Raw genomic sequence first — 19,194 nt, forward strand, 5'->3', positions numbered from 1 at the left:
CGGAAGCCCGCTCATTTCGATTGCTTGTCACAAATAGCTGGCTTCAATCCAGATGCGATGGCGGCGTCGCTACGGCAAGGTAGACGATGATACCGTCAAGCTGATGTCCGCCGCGATGTCGCTAGGAACCCGGAGATGAAATCGACGGCCTCGTCGCCGCTTCTCAGGCCGAGATGAATGCTCTTGGCTATTCCGATCTTCCCGATCCGGACCGCACATACGCCTAGCTCGGCTGCCTCCTGGCGAACGAGCCAGCTCGGAATGGCGCTGACGCCGCGACCTGCTGCAACGAGCTGAAGCATCATCTCCGTGGTCTCGACATTCCGGTGGTGTCGCGGACGGCAGTTGGCGGGAACCAGGAATTGCGTGAACACATCCAGCCGCTCCGGCGGCACCGGATAGGTGAAGAGAGTTTCCTCCAGCAGATCCGCAGGTTCGGCATGATCCTTGAGCGCAAGCGGGTGATCCGTCGGTACCGCGAGTATGAGTTCGTAGTCGAACACCGGCAGATAGTGGATGCCCGGCGCCTCGATCGGGTCCGGGGTGATCAGGATATCGATCTCGTATCCTGCCAGCGCCGCAACCCCGCCGAAGGCAAATGATGTCGTCAGCTCCAGGTCGACGTCCGGCCAGTCCACCAGGTAGGGTTTCGTGACCCCCATCAGCCATTGGTGGCAGGGATGGCATTCCATGCCGATTTTGAGCGAGCCCCGCTGTCCCTGGCGGTAGTCGGACAAGACGTCTTCGGCCCTCTCCATCTGGGGCAGGACGCGTTGCGCCAGTCTGACGATGTAGCGACCGGCCTCGGTGAGGCGAAGATTGCGGCCGTCCTTCTCCCACACGGCGACGCCATAGCGCTCTTCGAGCTTTCGGATCGTGTGGCTGAGCGCGGACTGGGTCACATTCAGCCGTTCCGCCGCCGCCGTCAGGCTGCCCATGCGGTCGACTTCGCGCAGGATCGACAGATGTTGTCTGTCCAGCATGGTCATGTCCTCCCTTGCTCGAGGGCGATGGCCTCGCCATGGACTGGAACCGGCCGGTGGTCCTTGTCGACCGCCACCATGCTGAAGCGCCCCGTGGCGGTGACGTGCCGCTCGCCCGTCAGAAGGTTTTCGGACCAGAGTTTTGTCTCGATGGACATGGAGCTGCGGCCGACGCGCTCGACATGTGCCTCCGCCTCGACGATTTCACCGATCTCGATTGCCCTTGCAAAGTCGATGCGCTCGGATGATGCCAGCACCACCAGCTTGCCGGAATGGCGCGACGCTGCGACGAAAGCGGCCTTGGTCATGTAGGCGATTGCCTCGCCGCCGAACATCCGGCCGACGCTGTTTGCCTGATCCGGGAAGACGATATCGACCATGGTGACGGCCTCGCTCGGTTCCGGTTCCTCCGCAGGAAGAAGTTCGGGCAAGGCATAGCGCGCGGCATCCTCGCCTTCGGGGATGGCGACCATGTGGAAGATGCCGCGCGTGCAGGTGTGCCGCTTGCGGCCGACAATGGTCTCCGCCGCCATTTCCACCTCGACGGTCAGGGAACGGCGCCCGGCCTTGATGGGGATCGCCGTGAATTCCACGATGTGCCCGATGCGTGCGGGCTGCTTGAAATCGATGCGTTCGCAGGAGGCGGTCACGAAGGGCGCCCGCCCGAAGCGGGTCGCCGCGATGAAGGCGACGCGATCCATGAGGGCAAGGCCGGTTCCCCCGAAAAGGGTGCCGTGATGGTTGGTATCTCCGGGAAAGACGATGTCGACAAGACGGGTTGTCGGGCCGTTCCGGGCGGGCTTTCCTGTCGTCGTGGTCTCTGTCATCGGCGCTGCCATCAGGTTGCGGCAGGGCATGGACATGACGCAGAGACGACGGCACGGAAGTACCGACGCGAAAGCGGCACTCCGGGACACCCCGCCCGTGGACGTTATCTATCGCGGCAGGTCTCCTGGCTTGCGGGTCATTGCTTCCGTCCGTCTTCCCGAGGAACGCCTCAGTGACATGAATGGACTTTCGCTCGCCGCTTACAGTTGCGGGGGCAGCTTCGGATTCGGGCCATGCCCTCACCGAGATTCCCTCTTAGCTCCGGACCTTCGCCCGCAGAACCACGATAGCGAACCAATGTCGCATGACGCCGAAGGGGTCAAGGCGTCTGTCGCGGGAATGTGCCGGAGATGCGCATCGCGCTGAAGCCTGCCTCCTTGAAGCGGCAACTCATGTCCACGGCGTTCCGAACTTTGATCATGGGAGCGTTGGGCAGAACCATGAGCATGTCTCATGCTTCAATGAGATAAAACCATTTTTTGCCAATGCTTTCGTCAGCTACATAGCACGCACCGCCGTTAGCTCCAGAGAGTACGAAGACTGCTGACTGAGAAAACCGGAAAAGAAGATTGGAAGCCCTGATTATCGGAAAACAGATGCAGGGTTTTTCTCGGAAATCAGGATACGATCGCGATGAAAAACGATTTTACATTTACCATCAAGAGTATTTCCTTCGATGAAGATTATCTTCCATCGGAAAATACACGGATCACGACCAATTTTGCCAATTTGGCCCGAGGGGAGAGCCGCCAGGAAAACCTGCGCAATGCCTTGCGGATGATCGACAATCGTTTCAACGCCCTGGCGCATTGGGATAACCCTAACGGCGACCGGTATTCCGTCGAACTCGAAATCATTTCCGTCGAGATGAACATCGATGCGGGGGGCAAGAACGAAGCCTTCCCGTTGATCGAGATCTTGAAAACGAACATCGTCGATCGAAAGACGAACGAGCGCATTCAGGGCGTTGTGGGGAATAATTTCTCCTCTTACGTGCGGGATTACGACTTCAGCGTCTTGCTGCCGGAGCACAACAGGAACCGCCCTGAATTCAGCACGCCGGAAAATTTCGGCGAGCTGCATGGAAACCTGTTCAAGGGCTTCCTGAATTCAGAGGCCTACAAAGAGAATTTCCATAAGCCGCCGATTATCTGCCTGAGCGCCTCCAGCAGCAAGACCTATCATCGGACTGACAATCAGCATCCCATACTGGGTGTCGAGTACCATCAGAACGAGTTCTCCCCGACCGACCAGTACTTCAAGAAAATGGGCCTACAGGTTCGCTATTTCATGCCGCCGAACAGCGTTGCACCGCTGGCGTTCTATTTTCTCGGCGATCTGCTTGGTGACTACACCAATCTCGAGCTTATCAGCACCATCAGCACGATGGAGACGTTTCAGAAGATCTACCGGCCCGAGATCTACAACGCCAATTCCGCCGCGGGCACCTGCTACCAGCCGAACCTGAAGCACTCGGATTATTCATTGACGCGCATTGTCTATGACCGGGAAGAGCGCAGCCGCCTGGCCGTCGAGCAGGGAAAGTTCGCCGAAGAGCATTTCATCAAGCCATACAAGACCATTCTCGAGCAGTGGTCTGCCAACTGCGTTCTTTGACGAACGGAAATTACAAGGTCGCCTGCCATGAAAAAACTGTTGCCCACTTCCACCGCCGGCAGCTTGCCGAAGCCCTCCTGGCTCGCGCAACCCGAGACGCTCTGGTCCCCCTGGAAATTGCAGGACGAGCAACTGACGGAGGGCAAGCAGGACGCCCTGCGTTTGTCTCTAGACGACCAGCGACAGGCCGGGATCGATATCGTCAGTGATGGCGAGCAAACGCGCCAGCATTTCGTGACGACATTTATCGAGCACCTCGATGGGGTTGATTTCGAAAAACGCGAGACCGTGCGCATTCGCGATCGCTACGATGCGAGTGTCCCGACGGTCGTCGGCGCCGTATCGCGCCAGAAGCCGGTTTTCGTTGAAGACGCCAGGTTCCTGCGCCAGCAGACGAAGCAACCGATCAAGTGGGCGCTGCCGGGTCCGATGACCATGATCGATACGCTTTTTGACGACCACTATAAAAGCCGCGAGAAGTTGGCCTGGGAATTCGCCAAGATCCTCAACCAGGAAGCCAGGGAACTGGAGGCCGCCGGTGTCGATATCATCCAGTTCGATGAGCCCGCATTCAACGTCTTCTTCGACGAGGTGAATGACTGGGGTGTCGCCACGCTGGAAAAGGCAATCGAAGGCCTGAAATGCGAAACCGCCGTGCATATCTGCTACGGCTACGGCATCAAGGCCAATACGGACTGGAAAAAGACGCTTGGGTCGCAGTGGCGGCAATATGAAGAATCGTTCCCCAAGCTGCAGAAATCCAGCATCGGCATGATCTCCCTGGAATGCCACAACTCTCATGTTCCGATGGATCTGATCGAGCTGATCCGAGGCAAGAAGGTGATGGTCGGGGCCATCGACGTGGCGAGCAATACCATCGAGACCCCGGAGGAAGTTGCCGCCACTCTGCGGAAGGCCCTTCAGTTCGTGGATGCCGATAAGCTTTGCCCTTGCACCAATTGTGGCATGGCGCCGCTGTCTCGCCGCGTGGCACGGGGCAAGCTGCAGGCTTTGAGTGCCGGCGCGGAAATCGTCCGAAGAGAGCTCTCCGCCTAGTCTGGACGATCTCCCGGCCACCGGGATGCGCAATTCCCGGGCGTGCCGGGGCGCATCGCATATGAACAGTGGATGCTGCGTGACCGCCTCGGTTGCGCGCGTACCGAACGCACCTGAGAGGCCGACATGGGCATGGTGGACCACCGCTTCGACATTGTGGACAAGGCCGCGTTTCGCAGCGGCATGTCGCGCCTCGGCTCGGCGGTCAGCATTGTCACCACGCGATCTGGCGGCGAACGCTACGGGTTTACGGCCTCCGCGGTCTGCAGCGTCAGCGACACGCCGGCAACGCTTCTCGTCTGCATCAATCGTGCGAGTTCGTGTTTTCATGCCTTCGAAAGCGCGCGCCATTTCTGCGTCAACACGTTGATGCCGGGCCAGGAAGACATCTCTGACGCCTTCGGTGGCAAGACGCCGGTAAAGGACCGATTTGCGCTTGGCGAATGGGGAGAGGGCCTCACGGGTATCCCGGTCCTGGCCAATGCCTCGGTCAGCTTCGAATGCGAATTCACCAATGCCGTGGACGAGGCAACCCACCGTATCGTCTTCGGGCGCATAATCGATATTCGTGAGAACGAGGAACGGGCGACACTGCTGTACTGCATGCGTCGCTATCTTGGCGTCTGGACCCGGAATCTTTGATGAGCGGAGTTGACGGTATTCCGCTGGTATTGATTCCGGCTTTTCCTCTCACGCAGGCACGGCGCGATCGGCATGCGCTCAACCGCGTCCGATACACGTTGGACGGTGTGTGCGGAGATAGCAGGCGAGACGATCGTGGCCACATCGCATCGAAAGGGCGCTGCCAGCCGTCGCTCCGAAAATTTGTTCTTTAGCGGGAACAAATTTTGCGAAGCCGCATTTAATGTCGGCAACCGCAGACACCCCCGGATGCGGTTGTGAGGGGGACCCGAGAGCGATGTGCACGCTCTTGGGTCTCATCCGTTTCGGGGACTTCCACTATGATCCGAATGCGGGCAGGATCGCGCGGGCTACGCGAACAAATCCGCCCGGTCCACGTTTCCCTGCAAAGCCTGCCATAGGAGCACACCATGGTTTTCAAGGAAGGCACCTTCAAGGGCGAGCTGCCCGAGCATTTCGACGGTCCGCATCCCGCCTGGCTGGAAACGGCGGTGGCGGATGCGCTTTCGCTTGCCGGCGATGTCGATGCCTCGGACATCACCGTGACCTGCAAGGGTACGCGGATCGTGCTTTCCGGCAGCGTCACCTCCCCGGAAGAGGCCGATCGCGCCGTGGCCGTGGCCGCCGCGATCAAGGACGTCACCGAGGTCGACAGCCGCCTCTCCTGGCTCTGACCTTCGAAAGCCGCCATTGCGGTGCGGCCCTCCGGAATGCTAGTTGCAATGCAGCAAACTGGAGAGACACCGGATGCTTGCCGAAAGATCGACCTACGACGCCCTGTACCGGGATTTCCGCTGGCAGATCCCCGAACGCTTCAACATCGGCACCGCCGTTTCCGATGCCTGGGCGGCGCGCGAGCCGGACCGCGTCTGCCTCCAGCATTTCCTGCCCGACGCCCCGCCGCTCTCCATGACCTATGGCGAACTTGCCGCCCGCTCGGACGCCTTCGCCGCGGCGCTGCAGGCGGAAGGCGTCGGCAGGGGCGATCGGGTGGCGATCCTGCTGCCGCAGAGCTTCGAGGCGGTGATCGCCCATGTCGCGATCTACAAGCTCGGCGCCATCGCCCTGCCGCTGGCCCTGCTCTTCGGCGCGGATGCCCTTTCCTTCCGGCTGAAGAATGCCGAGGCGAAGGCCATCGTCACCAACCGGTTCGGCCTCGAACGCCTGAAGCCCATCCGGCAAGACTTGCCGACGCTCGACATCGTCATCGCGACCGAGGCGGCCGACGATGCCGACGCGAAGAACTTCCACGACCTTCTTGCCCGGCACGCCGGCCCGTTCGCCTCCGTCGACAGCGGCCCAGATGATCCGGCCATGATGATCTATACGTCCGGCACGACGGGTCCGCCGAAGGGCGCGCTGCACGGCCACCGCGTGCTGCTCGGCCATGTGCCCGGTTTCCAGATGCACCACGAATTCCTGCCGCAGCCCGGCGACCGCATCTGGACCCCGTCCGACTGGGCCTGGGCGGGCGGGCTTCTCAACGTTCTCCTGCCGGCGCTGCTGCTCGGCGTGCCGGTCGTCTCCTCGCCGGGCCAGAAATTCGATCCCGACATGGCCTATCGCATCATGCAGGACATGGACGTGCGCAACGCCTTCATTCCGCCGACGGCGCTGCGGCTGATGAAGACGGTCGCCAATCCGCGCGAAAAATACCGGCTCAACCTGCGCACCATCGGCTCGGCCGGCGAATCCCTCGGCCGCGAGACCTGGGAGTGGGTGCGCGACACGCTCGGCATCACCATCAACGAATTCTACGGCCAGACGGAATGCAACATCGTGCTCGGCTCCATCGGCAAGCTCGGCGTGTCGCGCCCGGGGCCGATCGGCAAGCCGGTGCCGGGCCATGTCGTCGCGATCATCGACGCCGAGGGCCGGGAGCTGCCGCGCGGCACCGTCGGCCAGGTCGCCGTGAAACGGCCCGATCCCGTGATGTTCCTCGGCTACTGGCGGAACGACAGGGCGACGGCGGAGAAATTCGTCGGCGACTGGCTGATGACCGGCGATCTGGGCCGCATGGACGAGGAAGGCTACGTCACCTTCTTCGGCCGCGACGACGACGTCATCACCTCCTCCGGCTACCGGATCGGCCCAAGCGAGATCGAGGATTGCCTTGCCGGCCACCCCGCCGTGCAGCTCGCCGCCGCCGTCGGCAAGCCGGACCCGGTGCGCACGGAGATCGTCAAGGCCTATGTGGTGCTGCGCCCCGGCGAAGTGCCGTCGCCGGCCCTTGCCGCCGAGATCCGCGAATGGGTCAAGTCCCGGCTCTCCATGCACGAATATCCGCGCGAGGTGGATTTCGTCGATTCCCTGCCGCTCACGACCTCCGGCAAGGTCATCCGCCATCTCCTGCGCAAGCAGGCGGCGGAAGAGGCGGCCCGCGCCGCCTAGTTTTAACCGCACTGTCTAACGCCGGAGCGACGCCGCTCCGGCTGGAAATGTCCTAGCGCCGGGCGAGCGAGCGAATCTTGTCCCGCAGCAGCCGCGCGACATTGCGGGTATTGCGGTAGAGGTGAAGCTGTGTCGCCACCTGCCGCACGTCGCGGTCGCGGTTCTGCTGCAGGCCGATGATGAGCGTGCCCATGTCCTCGCGCTCCTCCCAGAAGCGGCTCATCACCGGATGGTCGGGGATGGCGCAGGAATCCGAGCGCGCGATATTGGCGTCGTCGAGATGCCATTCGGTCAGCTCTGCAAGAAGCAGCTTGCCGGGCGAATAGCGGGCATAGTCCTCGTTATAGGCCGTCTTCCAGGTGTAGGCCTCGCCGCCGGTGAGAAAAACGATCATAGAGGCGATGGCGCGGCCGTCGAGGTCGAGCGTGTGGATGCGCACGCCGTCCGTCTCGGCGAGGTTGGTGATCGCCTCGCGGGCGAAGGCGGCGCGGTAGCGGTCGTTGATCATCGCCGTGCGGCCGCGTCCCTTCCAGCCGCCCGCCTCCAAAAGCAGGAACTCCTCCATGCGAAGGCGGATATCGGCGGGCTGGCGCGCGACATTGTAGCTGAGCGCGCCGAGGCGATCGAGCTTGCGCCACTGCCGGCGCAATTCGCGGAAATGCTGCTGCGAGATCGCCTTTTGAAGATAGGTCTGGCCGTCGAGCAGGCTTTCCAGCATCGGCCGGCGATAGGTGTCGGTCACGGTGAGCGGCAGGTTCCGGCTGATGGCGACGGCGCGCATCAGCTGCGCGAAGGGACCGTTGAGGCGAAGGTCCGGCAGGACGAGCACCGGCGGCAGGCCGGTGGCCGGCCCCGCGAGCGCTTCCAGCAGGTTGTCCAGCGTTTCGGCGGCATCCTCGGCATCGACCAGCGGCGTGCCGAGCGGGCCGAACGGGTTCGACCAAGCGCGCAGGATGCTGGTGCCGATGGAAAAGCCCGGCTTCTCGACCGAGAAGGGCATGAGGAAGCGCATGCGGCTGCGCCCCTCGCTCTCGTCGCGGATGACGGAGAGGCGCACCGTACGGTCCTCCAGCCGCGGCATGGCGGGCGCGAGGAAACGGCCGGTGAAGAAGATGTTTGGATCCATGACGCGGTTCGACAGGAAGTCGAGTTCCTGCTGAAGCTCGTAGCCGGCCGTCGCCGGATAGAGCGACAGCGAGCGGCCCGGGCGGCCGACGGGAATGCGCTGGTCTGCGGGCGGCTGCGCAAGCGGCGCCGCCGGCGGAATCACGGCCTGGGCGCGGCCCGCCGCGATCGCATGGTCGAGGCCGTGGCTATCGGTCATGGTTGTCCATCCCGTTGGCAAGGTTCGCCCGCACCGGATCGGCGAAGGCGAAGAGAATGATCGAGAGCTTTCCGCGCACGGCGAGATGCAGCAGCACCGCCTCGACGACCATGGCGCCGGCCGTGGCGATGGCGGCGCCCGTAACGCCGAAGAGCGGAATGAGCGTGACGTTGAAGGCGATGTTCGCCGCGAAGGCCACGGCATAGACGCCGACGCAGAGCCGCTGCTCGCCCGACATGGTGAGCAATACCTCGCCGGGGCCGACGAGGGCTTTCGCCATGATGCCGGCAAGCAGGATCGCCATCAGGCTATGGCCGGCGGTGAAGGCTGGGCCGAAGAGCGACAGCAGGAAATGGCCGAGCGCCAGCACGCCGAGCCCGACGGCAAGCGACGGCCAGAAGCTCCAGCGCACCGTCTCGCCGGCAAAGCGCGCCAGTGCCAGCCGATCGCCGGAGGAAAACAGCGCCGAAAAGCGCGGCGCCGCGGCGGCCTTTACCGAGAAGAAGACGAAATGCACCAGCGCCATCGTCTTGGCCGCCGCGAAATAGATCGCGACGCTCTCGGGGTCGAGGAAGAGGCCGACGATGATCACGTCGGAATTGGTCAGCAGGAAGCCGAAGCCCTCGATGAGGAAGATCGGCAGCGCCGCCTTCACCCAGAGCGACATCTCGATCTTGCGGGGGCCCGCGACATAGCGCCTGCCGAGCCGCCGGATGATGTTGAAGAACTGCACGACGGTCGTCAGATAGGTCGCCGCGAGGGCCGCGACCATCGCCGTCAGCGCGGTATGCGGCGCGCCCGTCCGCACGGCCAGCACCATGAAGACGAGGATCAGCAGCGGGCGGATGATATAGGTCGGGCTCAGCGCCGCCAGCGCCCAGCTATGCGCCCGCGCGGTGCTGTCCAGCACGTCGCCGAGCGCGATCATCGGCATGCAGAAAAGGCCGATGAACAGCGGCACGACATAGTAGCCGGCAAAGCTCTCGTGGAAGAGCCAGAGCACGAGGAAGCCGAGGATCGCCAGCGCCGTGGAAGACAGCATGGCGAAGATGCGCGCCGTCGAGGTGAGGCCGCGGATCTCCGCATGGGCATTGCGCCCCGCATAATCCGGCAGGAAGCGCACGACGGTCGTGTGGAAGCCGAGACAGGACATGTCGCCGCAGATCACGACGAGCGCCCAGGCGAAGACGAAGACGCCATATTCGAACTCGCCCATCACGCGGGCAAGGACGATCTGGGTGATGAAGGCGATGGCGGCGCTGGCGACGCGAATGGCGAAGGTGACGAGCGCCATGCGCTGGGCGAGCGTGCGGGGGTCGTTGCCGGCGGTAAGGCTCGCGAGCGTTCGCACGAACGGCTCGGCCTTGCCGCGCAGACCCGCAGGCAGCAATTTCTCCGCCGTCTGAATGACCGCCATCAACACAGGAACCCGAACGCTACGCAAAACTGATGAAGCCAGTCTTGTCAGATCAGGGTTAACAAAGGGTTGGACAGCACCCTTCATCCCCCGAAAGAAAATGCCGCCCGGAGGCGGCATTTTCGGATCGTTACGCCTGCTCGAAGGCGCCGTGGCAATGCTTGTATTTCTTGCCCGAACCGCAGGGGCACGGCTCGTTGCGCGCAACGCGGCCCCAGGTCGACGGATCGTTCGGATCGCGGTCTTCCGGATCGATCGCGTCGGCCATCAGGTTGCCGCCTTCGCCGAAATCGTCCTCGCCGGTCGTGCCGTCGATGTGATGGCCTTCCATGGACGGCGGCACCGGCGCGGGCGCATCGGCTGCCTGGCGCACCAGCTCGACGCGCATGAGCTGCGCCGTGACGGTCTGGCGAAGGTTCGCCAGAAGCGCCTGGAAGAGCTCGAAGGCCTCGGCCTTGTATTCCTGCAGCGGGTCGCGCTGGGCATAGCCGCGGAAACCGATGACGGAACGCAGGTGATCGAGATTGACGATATGCTCGCGCCACAGATGGTCCAGCGTCTGGAGCAGCACGGAGCGCTCGACATAGGCCATGATTTCCGGGCCGAAGCGCTCGGCGCGGTCGGCGGCAGCGCCGTCGGCGGCGGCGCGCAGGCGCTCCAGGATGTCCTTCTCGTCAATGCCTTCCTCGGCGACCCACGCCTCGATGGGCAGGTCGAGGTTCAGCTGCTCGGCGACGCCCTGCTTGAGGCCGGGACCGTCCCACTGTTCGGCATAGGCGTTTTCCGGGATGTGCAGGCGCACGAGATTCTCGACGACCTCGTGGCGCATGTCCGAAACGATCTCCGACAGGTTCTCGCTGTCCATCAGCTCGATGCGCTGCTCGAAGATGACCTTGCGCTGGTCGTTGAGCACGTCGTCATATTTCAGGAGGTTCTTGCGGATATCGAAGTTGCGGGCTTCGACCTTCTTCTGCGCGCGCTCCAGCGCCTTGTTGATCCACGGATGGACGATGGCCTCGCCTTCCTTGAGACCGAGCTTCTGGAGCATGGAGTCCATGCGCTCGGAGCCGAAGATGCGCATCAGGTCGTCCTGCAGCGACAGGAAGAACTTCGAGCGGCCCGGGTCGCCCTGACGGCCCGAACGGCCGCGAAGCTGGTTGTCGATGCGGCGGCTTTCGTGGCGCTCGGTGGCAAGGACATAGAGGCCGCCGGCGGCGAGCGCCTTCTCCTTGAGTTGCTTGACCTCGGCGATGATCGCATCGCGCTTCGCATCCCGCTCGGCGCCAGGCTCCATCTCGGCGAGCTCACGCTCCAGCCGCATGTCGACATTGCCGCCGAGCTGGATGTCGGTGCCGCGGCCGGCCATGTTGGTGGCGATGGTGACCGCGCCCGGTACGCCCGCCTGCGAGACGATATAGGCTTCCTGCTCGTGATAGCGGGCGTTGAGGACCTGGAAGTCCTTGAAGCCGGATTTCTTGAGAAGTTCGGCCAGAAGCTCGGACTTCTCGATGGACGTCGTGCCGACGAGGACAGGCTGGCCCTTCTCGCGGGACGCCTTGATCTCCTCGATGATCGCCTTGTACTTCTCTTCCGCCGTCCGGTAGACCTCGTCGTCCTCGTCGAGACGCTGGATCGGCAGATTGGTCGGCACTTCCACGACCTCGAGGCCGTAGATGTTGCCGAATTCCTCGGCTTCCGTCGAGGCCGTGCCCGTCATGCCGCCGAGCTTGTCGTACATGCGGAAATAGTTCTGGAAGGTGATCGAGGCCAGCGTCTGGTTTTCCGGCTGGATCGTGACCTTTTCCTTGGCCTCGAGCGCCTGGTGCTGGCCTTCCGAATAGCGGCGGCCCGGCATCATGCGGCCGGTGAACTCGTCGATGATGACGATCTCGTCGTTGCGGACGATGTAGTCCTTGTCGCGGGTGAAGAGCTTGTGGGCCTTCAGCGCGTTGTTGATGTGGTGAACGATGGCGACGTTCTCGACGTCGTAGAGCGATTCGCCCTTGAGAAGGCCGGCCTCGCGCAAGAGATTTTCCAGCTTCTCCGTACCGACTTCCGAGAAGTTGGCCGAGCGCTGCTTCTCGTCGATCTCGTAGTCCGCCTCTTCCAGCATGGGGATGAAGGCGTCGATGGTCGTGTAGAGGTCGGAGCGGTCGTCGAGCGGGCCGGAAATGATCAGCGGCGTGCGCGCCTCGTCGACGAGGATCGAGTCCACTTCGTCGACGATGGCGAAGAAGTGGCCGCGCTGGACCATCTGGTTGCGCTCGTACTTCATGTTGTCGCGCAGATAGTCGAAGCCGAGCTCGTTGTTCGTCGCGTAGGTGATGTCGGAGGCATAGGCCGCGCGGCGCTGGTCGTCGTCGAGGCCATGCACGATGACGCCGGTCGAAAGGCCGAGGAAGCCGTAGATCCGGCCCATCTGGGCGCTGTCGCGGGTGGCGAGGTAGTCGTTGACCGTCACGACATGCACGCCCTTGCCGGCAAGCGCGTTGAGATAGACGGGAAGCGTGGCGACGAGTGTCTTGCCTTCACCGGTCTTCATTTCGGCGATCGACTTCTCGTGAAGGATCATGCCGCCGATGAGCTGCACGTCGAAGGGACGAAGGCCGAGGACGCGGAACGCCGCCTCGCGGGCGACCGCGAAGGCCGGCACCAGGATATCGTCCAGTGTCTTGCCGGCGGCCAGTTGTTCGCGGAATTCCACGGTCTTGGCGCGGAGCGCCTCGTCGGAGAGCGCCTTGATCTCGGGTTCGAGCGCGTTGATCGCGTCGACGCGGGATTTATAGGAACGGACACGGCGATCGTTGGAAGAGCCGAACAACTTGCGGGCGATGCCGCCGAGGCTGACCATCAGGATGGTCCTTTCTTTGTGGGCGCCCGGCGCGTGACAGGTCGCACGATAATTGCGCGCAAAGCCGTGAAACGCCCGGAAACTGTTCTGGACGCGGGATTGCGTGACAGATAAGAGGGGGGTCGAATGATGTCAACGGCTCAGGCGGTTGCACAACGGCCACATTCTGGTGCTGTTGAGCCGTCTGGCACCGGATATCGACCCGATTCCGGCGAGGATGTGAAAGGTCTTTTCGATATGTTCAAGTACAGCAAGCTCGCAACGGTCGCTCTTGTGGCGATCGTCGCCGCCGGCGGCATCGCCCGTGCGCAGGATGCGGCAGCCGATCCGGTCGTCGCCAAGGTCGGCGCGGTCGAGATCCACGAATCGGAGCTGAAGCTCGGCATGGCCGGTCTCGATCCGCAGCTCGCCAACCTGCCGGACGACCAGAAGCGCGTCGCCGCCCTCTCCTCGATCATCGACGTCAAGCTGCTCGCCGCCGACGCCGACAAGGAAGGCCTCCAGGACACCGCCGACTTCAAGCAGCGCCTCGCCTTCCTGACGGATCGCGAGCTGCACAACGCCTACTTCAAGAAGCACGTCGTCGACGCCGTCACGCCGGAAGAGGTCAAGGCGCGCTACGAGAAGGAAATCGCCGCCATCGAGCCGCAGGACGAGATCCGCGCCCGCCATATCCTCGTCAAGACCGAGGAAGAGGCCAAGGCCATCATCAAGGACCTCGACGCCGGCAAGGACTTCGTGGAGATCGCCAAGGAGAAGTCGACCGACCCGAACAAGTCGGAAGGCGGCGACCTCGGCTATTTCGCCAAGGGCCGCATGGTGCCGGAATTCGAAGCGGCCGCCTTCGCGCTGGAAAAGGGCGCCTATTCCAAGGAGCCGGTGAAGACGCAGTTCGGCTATCACGTCATCAAGGTCGAGGACAAGCGCAAGCAGCAGCCCCCGGCGCTCGACCAGGTCGAGCCGCAGGTCCGCCAGCTCGTCATGCGCGACAAGTATCTGGAACTGCTCGAAAAGGCCAAGGCCGCAGCGCCGATCGACATCACGGACGCCGCCCTGAAGACCGCCTATGACGCGGTCAACAAGCAGGAAGCGGAAGGCGCGGAAGACGCCGCCCCCGCGACCGAAGGCCAGCAGTAAGACGACCATGGCCCGGCGCAAGCCGGGCCTCCACCCTTCAGGAAAGCGCCATGTCCGGTTCCATCTCCCCGCTCGCCCCGAAAACCTATGCCGAAATGCCGCCGGTGCGCGGCGTGCGCATGGCGACCGCCGCCGCCGGGATCAAGTACAGGAACAGGACCGACGTGCTGATGATGGTCTTCGACCGTCCTGCCGCCGTCGCGGGCGTCTTCACCCGCTCCAAGTGCCCTTCGGCCCCGGTCGATTTCTGCCGCGCCAATCTTCCGGGCGGCGTCGCCCGCGCCGTGGTGGTCAATTCCGGCAATGCCAACGCCTTCACCGGCCGCAAGGGCCGCGAATCGACGAAGCTGACCGCCGAGGCCGCGGCCAAGGCCGTCGGCTGCGGCGAAGGTGAGGTCTTCCTCGCCTCGACCGGCGTGATCGGCGAACCGCTCGACGCCACCAAGTTTTCCGGCGTGCTCGACGGCCTTGCCGCCTCCGGCACGGAAGATTTCTGGTTCGAGGCCGCCAAGGCGATCATGACGACCGACACCTATCCGAAGGTGGCGACTCGCACCGCCGAGCTCGGCGGCGTCACCGTCCGCATCAACGGCATCGCCAAGGGCGCCGGCATGATCGCACCCGACATGGCGACGATGCTCTCCTTCGTCGTGACCGATGCCGACATTCCCGCCGGCGTGCTGCAATCGCTGCTGTCGGCCGGCGTTGGCCCGACCTTCAATTCCGTCACCGTCGACAGCGACACCTCCACCTCGGATACGCTGATGCTGTTCGCCACCGGCGCTGCCGCCGCCGACGGCCAGAAGCCGGTCACGGCCGACGATGCATCCCTCGATGCCTTCCGCGCCGCCCTCAACGATCTCCTGCGCGACCTTGCCCTTCAGGTCGTCCGCGACGGCGAAGGCGCGCGCAAGATGGTCGAGATCACCGTGGAAGGCGCCGAGAGCGACGAGGCGGCCAAGCGCATCGCGCTTTCCATCGCCAATTCCCCGCTGGTCAAGACCGCCGTCGCCGGCGAGGACGCCAATTGGGGCCGCGTCGTCATGGCCGTCGGCAAGTCCGGCGAGATGGCCGACCGCGACCGCCTCGCCATCTGGTTCGGCGACGTGCGCGTCGCCGTCGACGGCGAGCGCGACCCGTCCTATTCCGAAGCGGCCGCCACCGCCGTCATGAAGCGCGAGGACATTCCGGTGCGCGTCGAGATCGGCCTCGGCCAAGGCCGGGCGACGGTCTGGACCTGCGACCTCACCAAGGAATATGTCGAGATCAACGGCGACTACCGCAGCTAGGCAGTTCCGGAAAAGCGCGCAGCGGAACTGCGCCAGAATGGAGGCCCGGAGCGTGACCCCTTCCGGACAGAAGACGACGATGAGCGATCTCCCGAAAGTCCGGCGGCTGGAAGCCGTCGGCTTCCGCGCATGGCCCGCGGCCAGCGTGCAGTATGACGGAAGCTGGCTCTGCCGGCTGACGGCGGGCCATCCCTCGCGCCGGCTGAACTCCGTCAATCCACTCGATCCCTCCGATACGCGCGACATCGAGATCCGCCTCGAAAAGGCGGCCAAGCGCTTTGCCGATTACGGCCGCCCGCTGCTGGTGCGCCAGACGCCCCTTACCCCCGAAAAGCTCGTCGCCTTCATGGACGAGGCCGGCTGGGCGAATGTCGGCCGGACCATCGTCATGATGGTGGACCTTGCGGACCTGTCGCGCGACGAGGGTCTCGACCACCTGCCGAGCCGCGACGTCGGCCGCTTCGTCGATGCGCGCATCCGCGTCGCCGGTGACGATCCCGGCCTCAAGCCGGGCCTTACCGAGATCATCAACGCCATCAAGCCGGAGGCCGGCCTCTTCATCTTCGAGGAGCCCGATTTCGGCCCGACCGCCGTGACCATCGCCGTGCAGGACAATGACCTTGCCGGCATCCTCCAGCTCGGCGTTGCACAAGAGCGACGCGGCCGGGGTCTCGGCACGGCGATCCTGCATGCCAGCCTGCGCTGGGCCAAGCTCAAGGGCGCCCGTCATGCCTGGGTGCAGGTCGAGGCGGACAATGCGGCCGCGCTTGCGCTCTACCGCCGCGCCGGCTTCCGGGACGTCTACGAATACAGCTACCGGGGACCGCACGCGGCATGACCGAGACCAACGCAAAACAGCGCCGCATCCTCCTCGTCGCCGCCTGCGCGCTGGTCGATGCCGACGGCCGCATCCTTCTTGCCCAGCGCCCCGAGGGCAAGCAGCTCGCCGGCCTGTGGGAATTTCCCGGCGGCAAGGTCGAGCCCGGCGAGACGCCGGAGGAGACGCTGATCCGCGAGTTGGACGAGGAACTCGGCATCGCCACGAAGATCCAGTGCCTCGCGCCGCTGACCTTCGCCAGCCACACCTATGACGACTTCCACCTGCTGATGCCGCTCTATGTCTGCCGGCGCTTCGAGGGCACCGCGCGGGGCCGCGAGGGACAGGCGATCAAGTGGGTGCGGCCGAAGGCGCTGCGCGATTATCCGATGCCGCCGGCCGACGAGCCGCTCATCCCCTTCCTGATGGACCTGCTCTGAGCCTCAAGGCAGGGAATAACCTCGCATTTTCCGGTCTGCGTTAAGCAATCATTTAGCACCCTCGTTCAAAGATTGGGCCTAAACGTTGCAATGAATGCTTACGAGACCCTGTGATGCGTGACGAAGACTTCTGGAAAGCCGTTCAGGAGAAGGATTTCACCCCGGCCGGCGACACCCGGACCGGTGCGCTGAACCTTGCCCTGTTGTTCGGTACGGCGGTGATCGCCCTTGCACTGGTCCTCACCCCGGTCCTGTCGGCCAAGACCGACAAACGCATAATGGCGAACGTGCCGGACGAGTTCGACATGATCTCCACGGGCTCCGTCCAGCCGGCGGAAACCGGCAAGCGCTACACGGTCCGCCGCAGCGTGCTACAGGAAATGCCAGGCGCCGTCTGCATCGTTGACGGCCCGGGAGCGGGCAGCGGCTGCTGAACCGCGCGCGAAAGTCACGTGCCGCGTGGCACACGGGAGAGGTGGAATGATTGCAGGACTAGTACGATCGTTCCTCTCCGACGAAAAAGGGGCGACCGCCGTGGAATACGGCCTTCTCGCAGCCCTCATCTCCGTTGGCCTGCTCGCGGGGCTAACGGCGTTCAGCGACAGCCTGAACAACACCTTCATGACGCTCAACGACAAGATCAAGTCGCCGAACTGACGGCTATTCCTGTCCGCCCTGCTTGAGCGCATCGGCAAGGCGCATCTTCGCCGAGCCGGGCTTCAGCGGCTTCTGCTGGCTTTCATGCGGCGCCCAGCCCGAGACATAGATGATCGAGAATGTCGCCCGGATGCGCCCGTCCGGATCGGAAAACCGTTCCGCATAGAGCTCCGCCGCCCGAAGCAGGATACCCCGCGTCAGCGGCCGCCGGCTGCGGCCGGTGAGCGGATTGGCCATGCCCATGGCGCGCAGGTCCTTCATCAGCGGGAAGATCGAATCGTAGCGGACCGTATAGCTCTCCTTGTCCGTCACCGGCAGGGCGAAGCTGCCGCGCTGGAGCAGCGCGCCGACATCGCGCACATCCGGGAAGGGAATGACCCGCGGGCTCGCCCCGCCCGCGATCTCGCTCTCGGCGGCAAGCAGCACCTCGCGCAGCTCCTGCAGCGTGCCGCTGCCCGGAATGGCCGCGAGGAACAGCCCGTCGGGCTTCAGCGCACGGCGGATCTGCACGAAGACGCCGGGCGTGTCGTTGGTGAGATGCAGGGAAAGCGGCGAGACGATGAGGTTGACCGACTGCGGCTCCAGAGGCACCGTCTCGAGCGGCGAGACGACGACCGCCTCCCCTTGCCCGGCAAAGCGCCGGTCGCTCTCCACGCGCTCCAGCGCATCCACCTTGCCGGTCTCGACGATGGCCCGCGCCGCCGCCCCCGTATGGCCGTGCAACTCGACGGCGCGCTCGAAGCGGCGATCGATGACGCTGAGCCGTTCGGCAAGCTCCCGCGCCACCACGTTGAGGAGGAAGTCCGCCGGCTCGCCGCGCAGCGCCCGCAGGCGGTTGGCATCGATGAGGGCGTGGTCGAAGAGCGTTTCCATGAGAGAAGTCCCGTTCGGATTTCCTTCGCTTTGGCCGCGAACTGCGACTATTGTCAACCGCATGGGCGAAATCGAGGCGGATCCATTGCCGGCAGTCCCCTTCCGGCAGGCTGCCGCCCACCGGTTTCTCGCCCTTGCCGGCGCCGCGCTCGACATCGTCTATCCGCCGGCCTGCGCGGGCTGCGGCGTGCTCCTCGGCAGCAAGGCGAGCCTCTGCCCGCATTGCTGGTCGAAGCTGGCGCTGATCGAGCGGCCCTATTGCGACGTGCTCGGCACGCCCTTCTCGCACGATCTCGGGCCGGGCATCCTCAGCGCCGACGCCATCGCCAATCCGCCGCCCTTCGACCGGCTGCGCTCCGTCGCGCTCTATGACGATCTTGCCCGCATCCTCGTCCAGTCGCTGAAATACCGCGACCGCACCGATCTCGCGCCCATGATGGCGGGGTGGATGCTGCGCGCGGGCGACGGCAGCGTGCAGGCGGCGGATGTCATCCTGCCCGTGCCGCTGCACCGCTCCCGCCTCATCTGGCGCAAGTTCAACCAGGCGGCCGAGCTTGCCCGCGCCATCGGAAGGCTTGCCGGCAAGCCCGTGCTTGTCGACGCGCTCCGCCGCACCAAGCGCACGCGCCGGCAAGTGGGCCTTGGCCCGCGCGCCCGCGAGGAGAACGTGCGCGGCGCCTTCGCCATCACGACCGCCGGCCGGGAAGCCCTGTTCGGCCGCCGCGTCGTCCTTGTCGACGATGTCTATACGACAGGGGCCACCGTCGCCGCCGTGACGCGCAGCCTGAAACGGGCCGGTGTCAGCGACGTGACCGTTTTGACCTTTGCAAGGGCGCTTCCCGGACCTATATGAAAGGCAGGTTTTTCAAGCA

The 19,194-nt window shown here is 64.2% G+C and carries 18 protein-coding genes and 1 riboswitch; of the genes, 12 read left to right on the forward strand and 6 right to left on the reverse strand.

Annotation, left to right across the window (positions count from 1 at the left end; translation table 11 throughout):
• Nucleotides 1-95: 95 nt before the first annotated feature.
• Complete coding sequence (locus tag ACZ48C_RS14440) at nt 96-983, reverse strand: LysR family transcriptional regulator (RefSeq protein WP_424547066.1); 888 nt, start codon at nt 981-983, stop codon at nt 96-98.
• Nucleotides 984-985: 2 nt separating this feature from the next.
• The gene (locus ACZ48C_RS14445; protein ID WP_464781530.1) at nt 986-1,810 is read right to left on the reverse strand and encodes an acyl-CoA thioesterase; all 825 of its coding nucleotides are present in this window, start codon (nt 1,808-1,810) and stop codon (nt 986-988) included.
• A gap of 98 nt (nt 1,811-1,908) precedes the next feature.
• A riboswitch (cobalamin riboswitch) is annotated at nt 1,909-2,112 on the reverse strand.
• Between the two features lie 332 nt (nt 2,113-2,444).
• On the opposite strand from ACZ48C_RS14445, the gene ACZ48C_RS14450 reads away from it, so the two are divergent.
• From ACZ48C_RS14450 to ACZ48C_RS14470, 5 genes are all read left to right on the forward strand, one after another.
• Nucleotides 2,445-3,428 (forward strand): DUF1852 domain-containing protein, encoded by a 984-nt coding sequence (locus ACZ48C_RS14450; protein ID WP_464781531.1) that lies wholly within the window; start codon nt 2,445-2,447, stop codon nt 3,426-3,428.
• A 27-nt stretch (nt 3,429-3,455) separates the two neighbouring features.
• On the forward strand, nt 3,456-4,484 hold the full coding sequence (locus ACZ48C_RS14455; RefSeq protein WP_424547062.1) for a methionine synthase: 1,029 nt from the start codon (nt 3,456-3,458) through the stop codon (nt 4,482-4,484).
• Nucleotides 4,485-4,610: 126 nt separating this feature from the next.
• On the forward strand, nt 4,611-5,126 hold the full coding sequence (locus ACZ48C_RS14460; protein WP_464781532.1) for a flavin reductase: 516 nt from the start codon (nt 4,611-4,613) through the stop codon (nt 5,124-5,126).
• 410 nt (nt 5,127-5,536) lie between these two features.
• Complete coding sequence (locus ACZ48C_RS14465; RefSeq protein WP_424547060.1) at nt 5,537-5,800, forward strand: BON domain-containing protein; 264 nt, start codon at nt 5,537-5,539, stop codon at nt 5,798-5,800.
• A 73-nt stretch (nt 5,801-5,873) separates the two neighbouring features.
• Nucleotides 5,874-7,517 (forward strand): AMP-binding protein, encoded by a 1,644-nt coding sequence (locus ACZ48C_RS14470; RefSeq protein WP_464781533.1) that lies wholly within the window; start codon nt 5,874-5,876, stop codon nt 7,515-7,517.
• Between the two features lie 52 nt (nt 7,518-7,569).
• Here the strand turns inward: ACZ48C_RS14470 and ACZ48C_RS14475 are convergent, their stop codons facing one another.
• The 3 genes from ACZ48C_RS14475 to secA all read right to left on the reverse strand — a co-directional run bounded on the left by ACZ48C_RS14475 (nt 7,570) and on the right by secA (nt 13,109).
• Nucleotides 7,570-8,841, reverse strand: coding sequence for a GNAT family N-acetyltransferase (locus tag ACZ48C_RS14475; protein ID WP_119258960.1), 1,272 nt, complete (start codon nt 8,839-8,841; stop codon nt 7,570-7,572).
• A complete protein-coding gene (locus ACZ48C_RS14480; protein WP_464781534.1) occupies nt 8,831-10,258 on the reverse strand; it encodes an oligosaccharide flippase family protein in 1,428 nt (475 codons plus the stop codon). The genes ACZ48C_RS14475 and ACZ48C_RS14480 overlap by 11 nt, the downstream gene beginning before the upstream one ends.
• 130 nt (nt 10,259-10,388) lie before the next feature.
• Complete coding sequence (secA, locus tag ACZ48C_RS14485; protein WP_464781535.1) at nt 10,389-13,109, reverse strand: preprotein translocase subunit SecA; 2,721 nt, start codon at nt 13,107-13,109, stop codon at nt 10,389-10,391.
• A 237-nt stretch (nt 13,110-13,346) separates the two neighbouring features.
• Here secA and ACZ48C_RS14490 point away from each other — a divergent pair, with 237 nt between their 5' ends.
• From ACZ48C_RS14490 to ACZ48C_RS14515, 6 genes are all read left to right on the forward strand, one after another.
• A complete protein-coding gene (locus ACZ48C_RS14490; protein ID WP_119258963.1) occupies nt 13,347-14,246 on the forward strand; it encodes a peptidylprolyl isomerase in 900 nt (299 codons plus the stop codon).
• Between the two features lie 50 nt (nt 14,247-14,296).
• Nucleotides 14,297-15,535, forward strand: a complete 1,239-nt coding sequence (argJ, locus tag ACZ48C_RS14495; RefSeq protein ID WP_464781536.1) for a bifunctional glutamate N-acetyltransferase/amino-acid acetyltransferase ArgJ — start codon at nt 14,297-14,299, stop codon at nt 15,533-15,535.
• A gap of 79 nt (nt 15,536-15,614) precedes the next feature.
• On the forward strand, nt 15,615-16,373 hold the full coding sequence (locus tag ACZ48C_RS14500) for a GNAT family N-acetyltransferase (RefSeq protein ID WP_464781537.1): 759 nt from the start codon (nt 15,615-15,617) through the stop codon (nt 16,371-16,373).
• On the forward strand, nt 16,370-16,792 hold the full coding sequence (locus tag ACZ48C_RS14505; RefSeq protein WP_464781538.1) for a (deoxy)nucleoside triphosphate pyrophosphohydrolase: 423 nt from the start codon (nt 16,370-16,372) through the stop codon (nt 16,790-16,792). The genes ACZ48C_RS14500 and ACZ48C_RS14505 overlap by 4 nt, the downstream gene beginning before the upstream one ends.
• A 113-nt stretch (nt 16,793-16,905) precedes the next feature.
• Nucleotides 16,906-17,226 carry a hypothetical protein gene (locus tag ACZ48C_RS14510; protein ID WP_119258966.1) on the forward strand — a complete coding sequence of 107 codons (321 nt, stop codon included), beginning with the start codon at nt 16,906-16,908 and terminating at the stop codon, nt 17,224-17,226.
• Nucleotides 17,227-17,272: 46 nt separating this feature from the next.
• On the forward strand, nt 17,273-17,449 hold the full coding sequence (locus ACZ48C_RS14515) for a Flp family type IVb pilin (RefSeq protein WP_119258967.1): 177 nt from the start codon (nt 17,273-17,275) through the stop codon (nt 17,447-17,449).
• Nucleotides 17,450-17,452: 3 nt separating this feature from the next.
• On the opposite strand, the gene ACZ48C_RS14520 is transcribed toward ACZ48C_RS14515, so the two are convergent.
• A complete protein-coding gene (locus ACZ48C_RS14520) occupies nt 17,453-18,322 on the reverse strand; it encodes a methyltransferase domain-containing protein (RefSeq protein WP_464781539.1) in 870 nt (289 codons plus the stop codon).
• 61 nt (nt 18,323-18,383) lie between these two features.
• Here ACZ48C_RS14520 and ACZ48C_RS14525 point away from each other — a divergent pair, with 61 nt between their 5' ends.
• A complete protein-coding gene (locus tag ACZ48C_RS14525) occupies nt 18,384-19,175 on the forward strand; it encodes a ComF family protein (RefSeq protein WP_464781540.1) in 792 nt (263 codons plus the stop codon).
• Nucleotides 19,176-19,194 lie beyond the last annotated feature (19 nt).

It is taken from the genome of Shinella sp. 1A1, assembly GCF_055379515.1.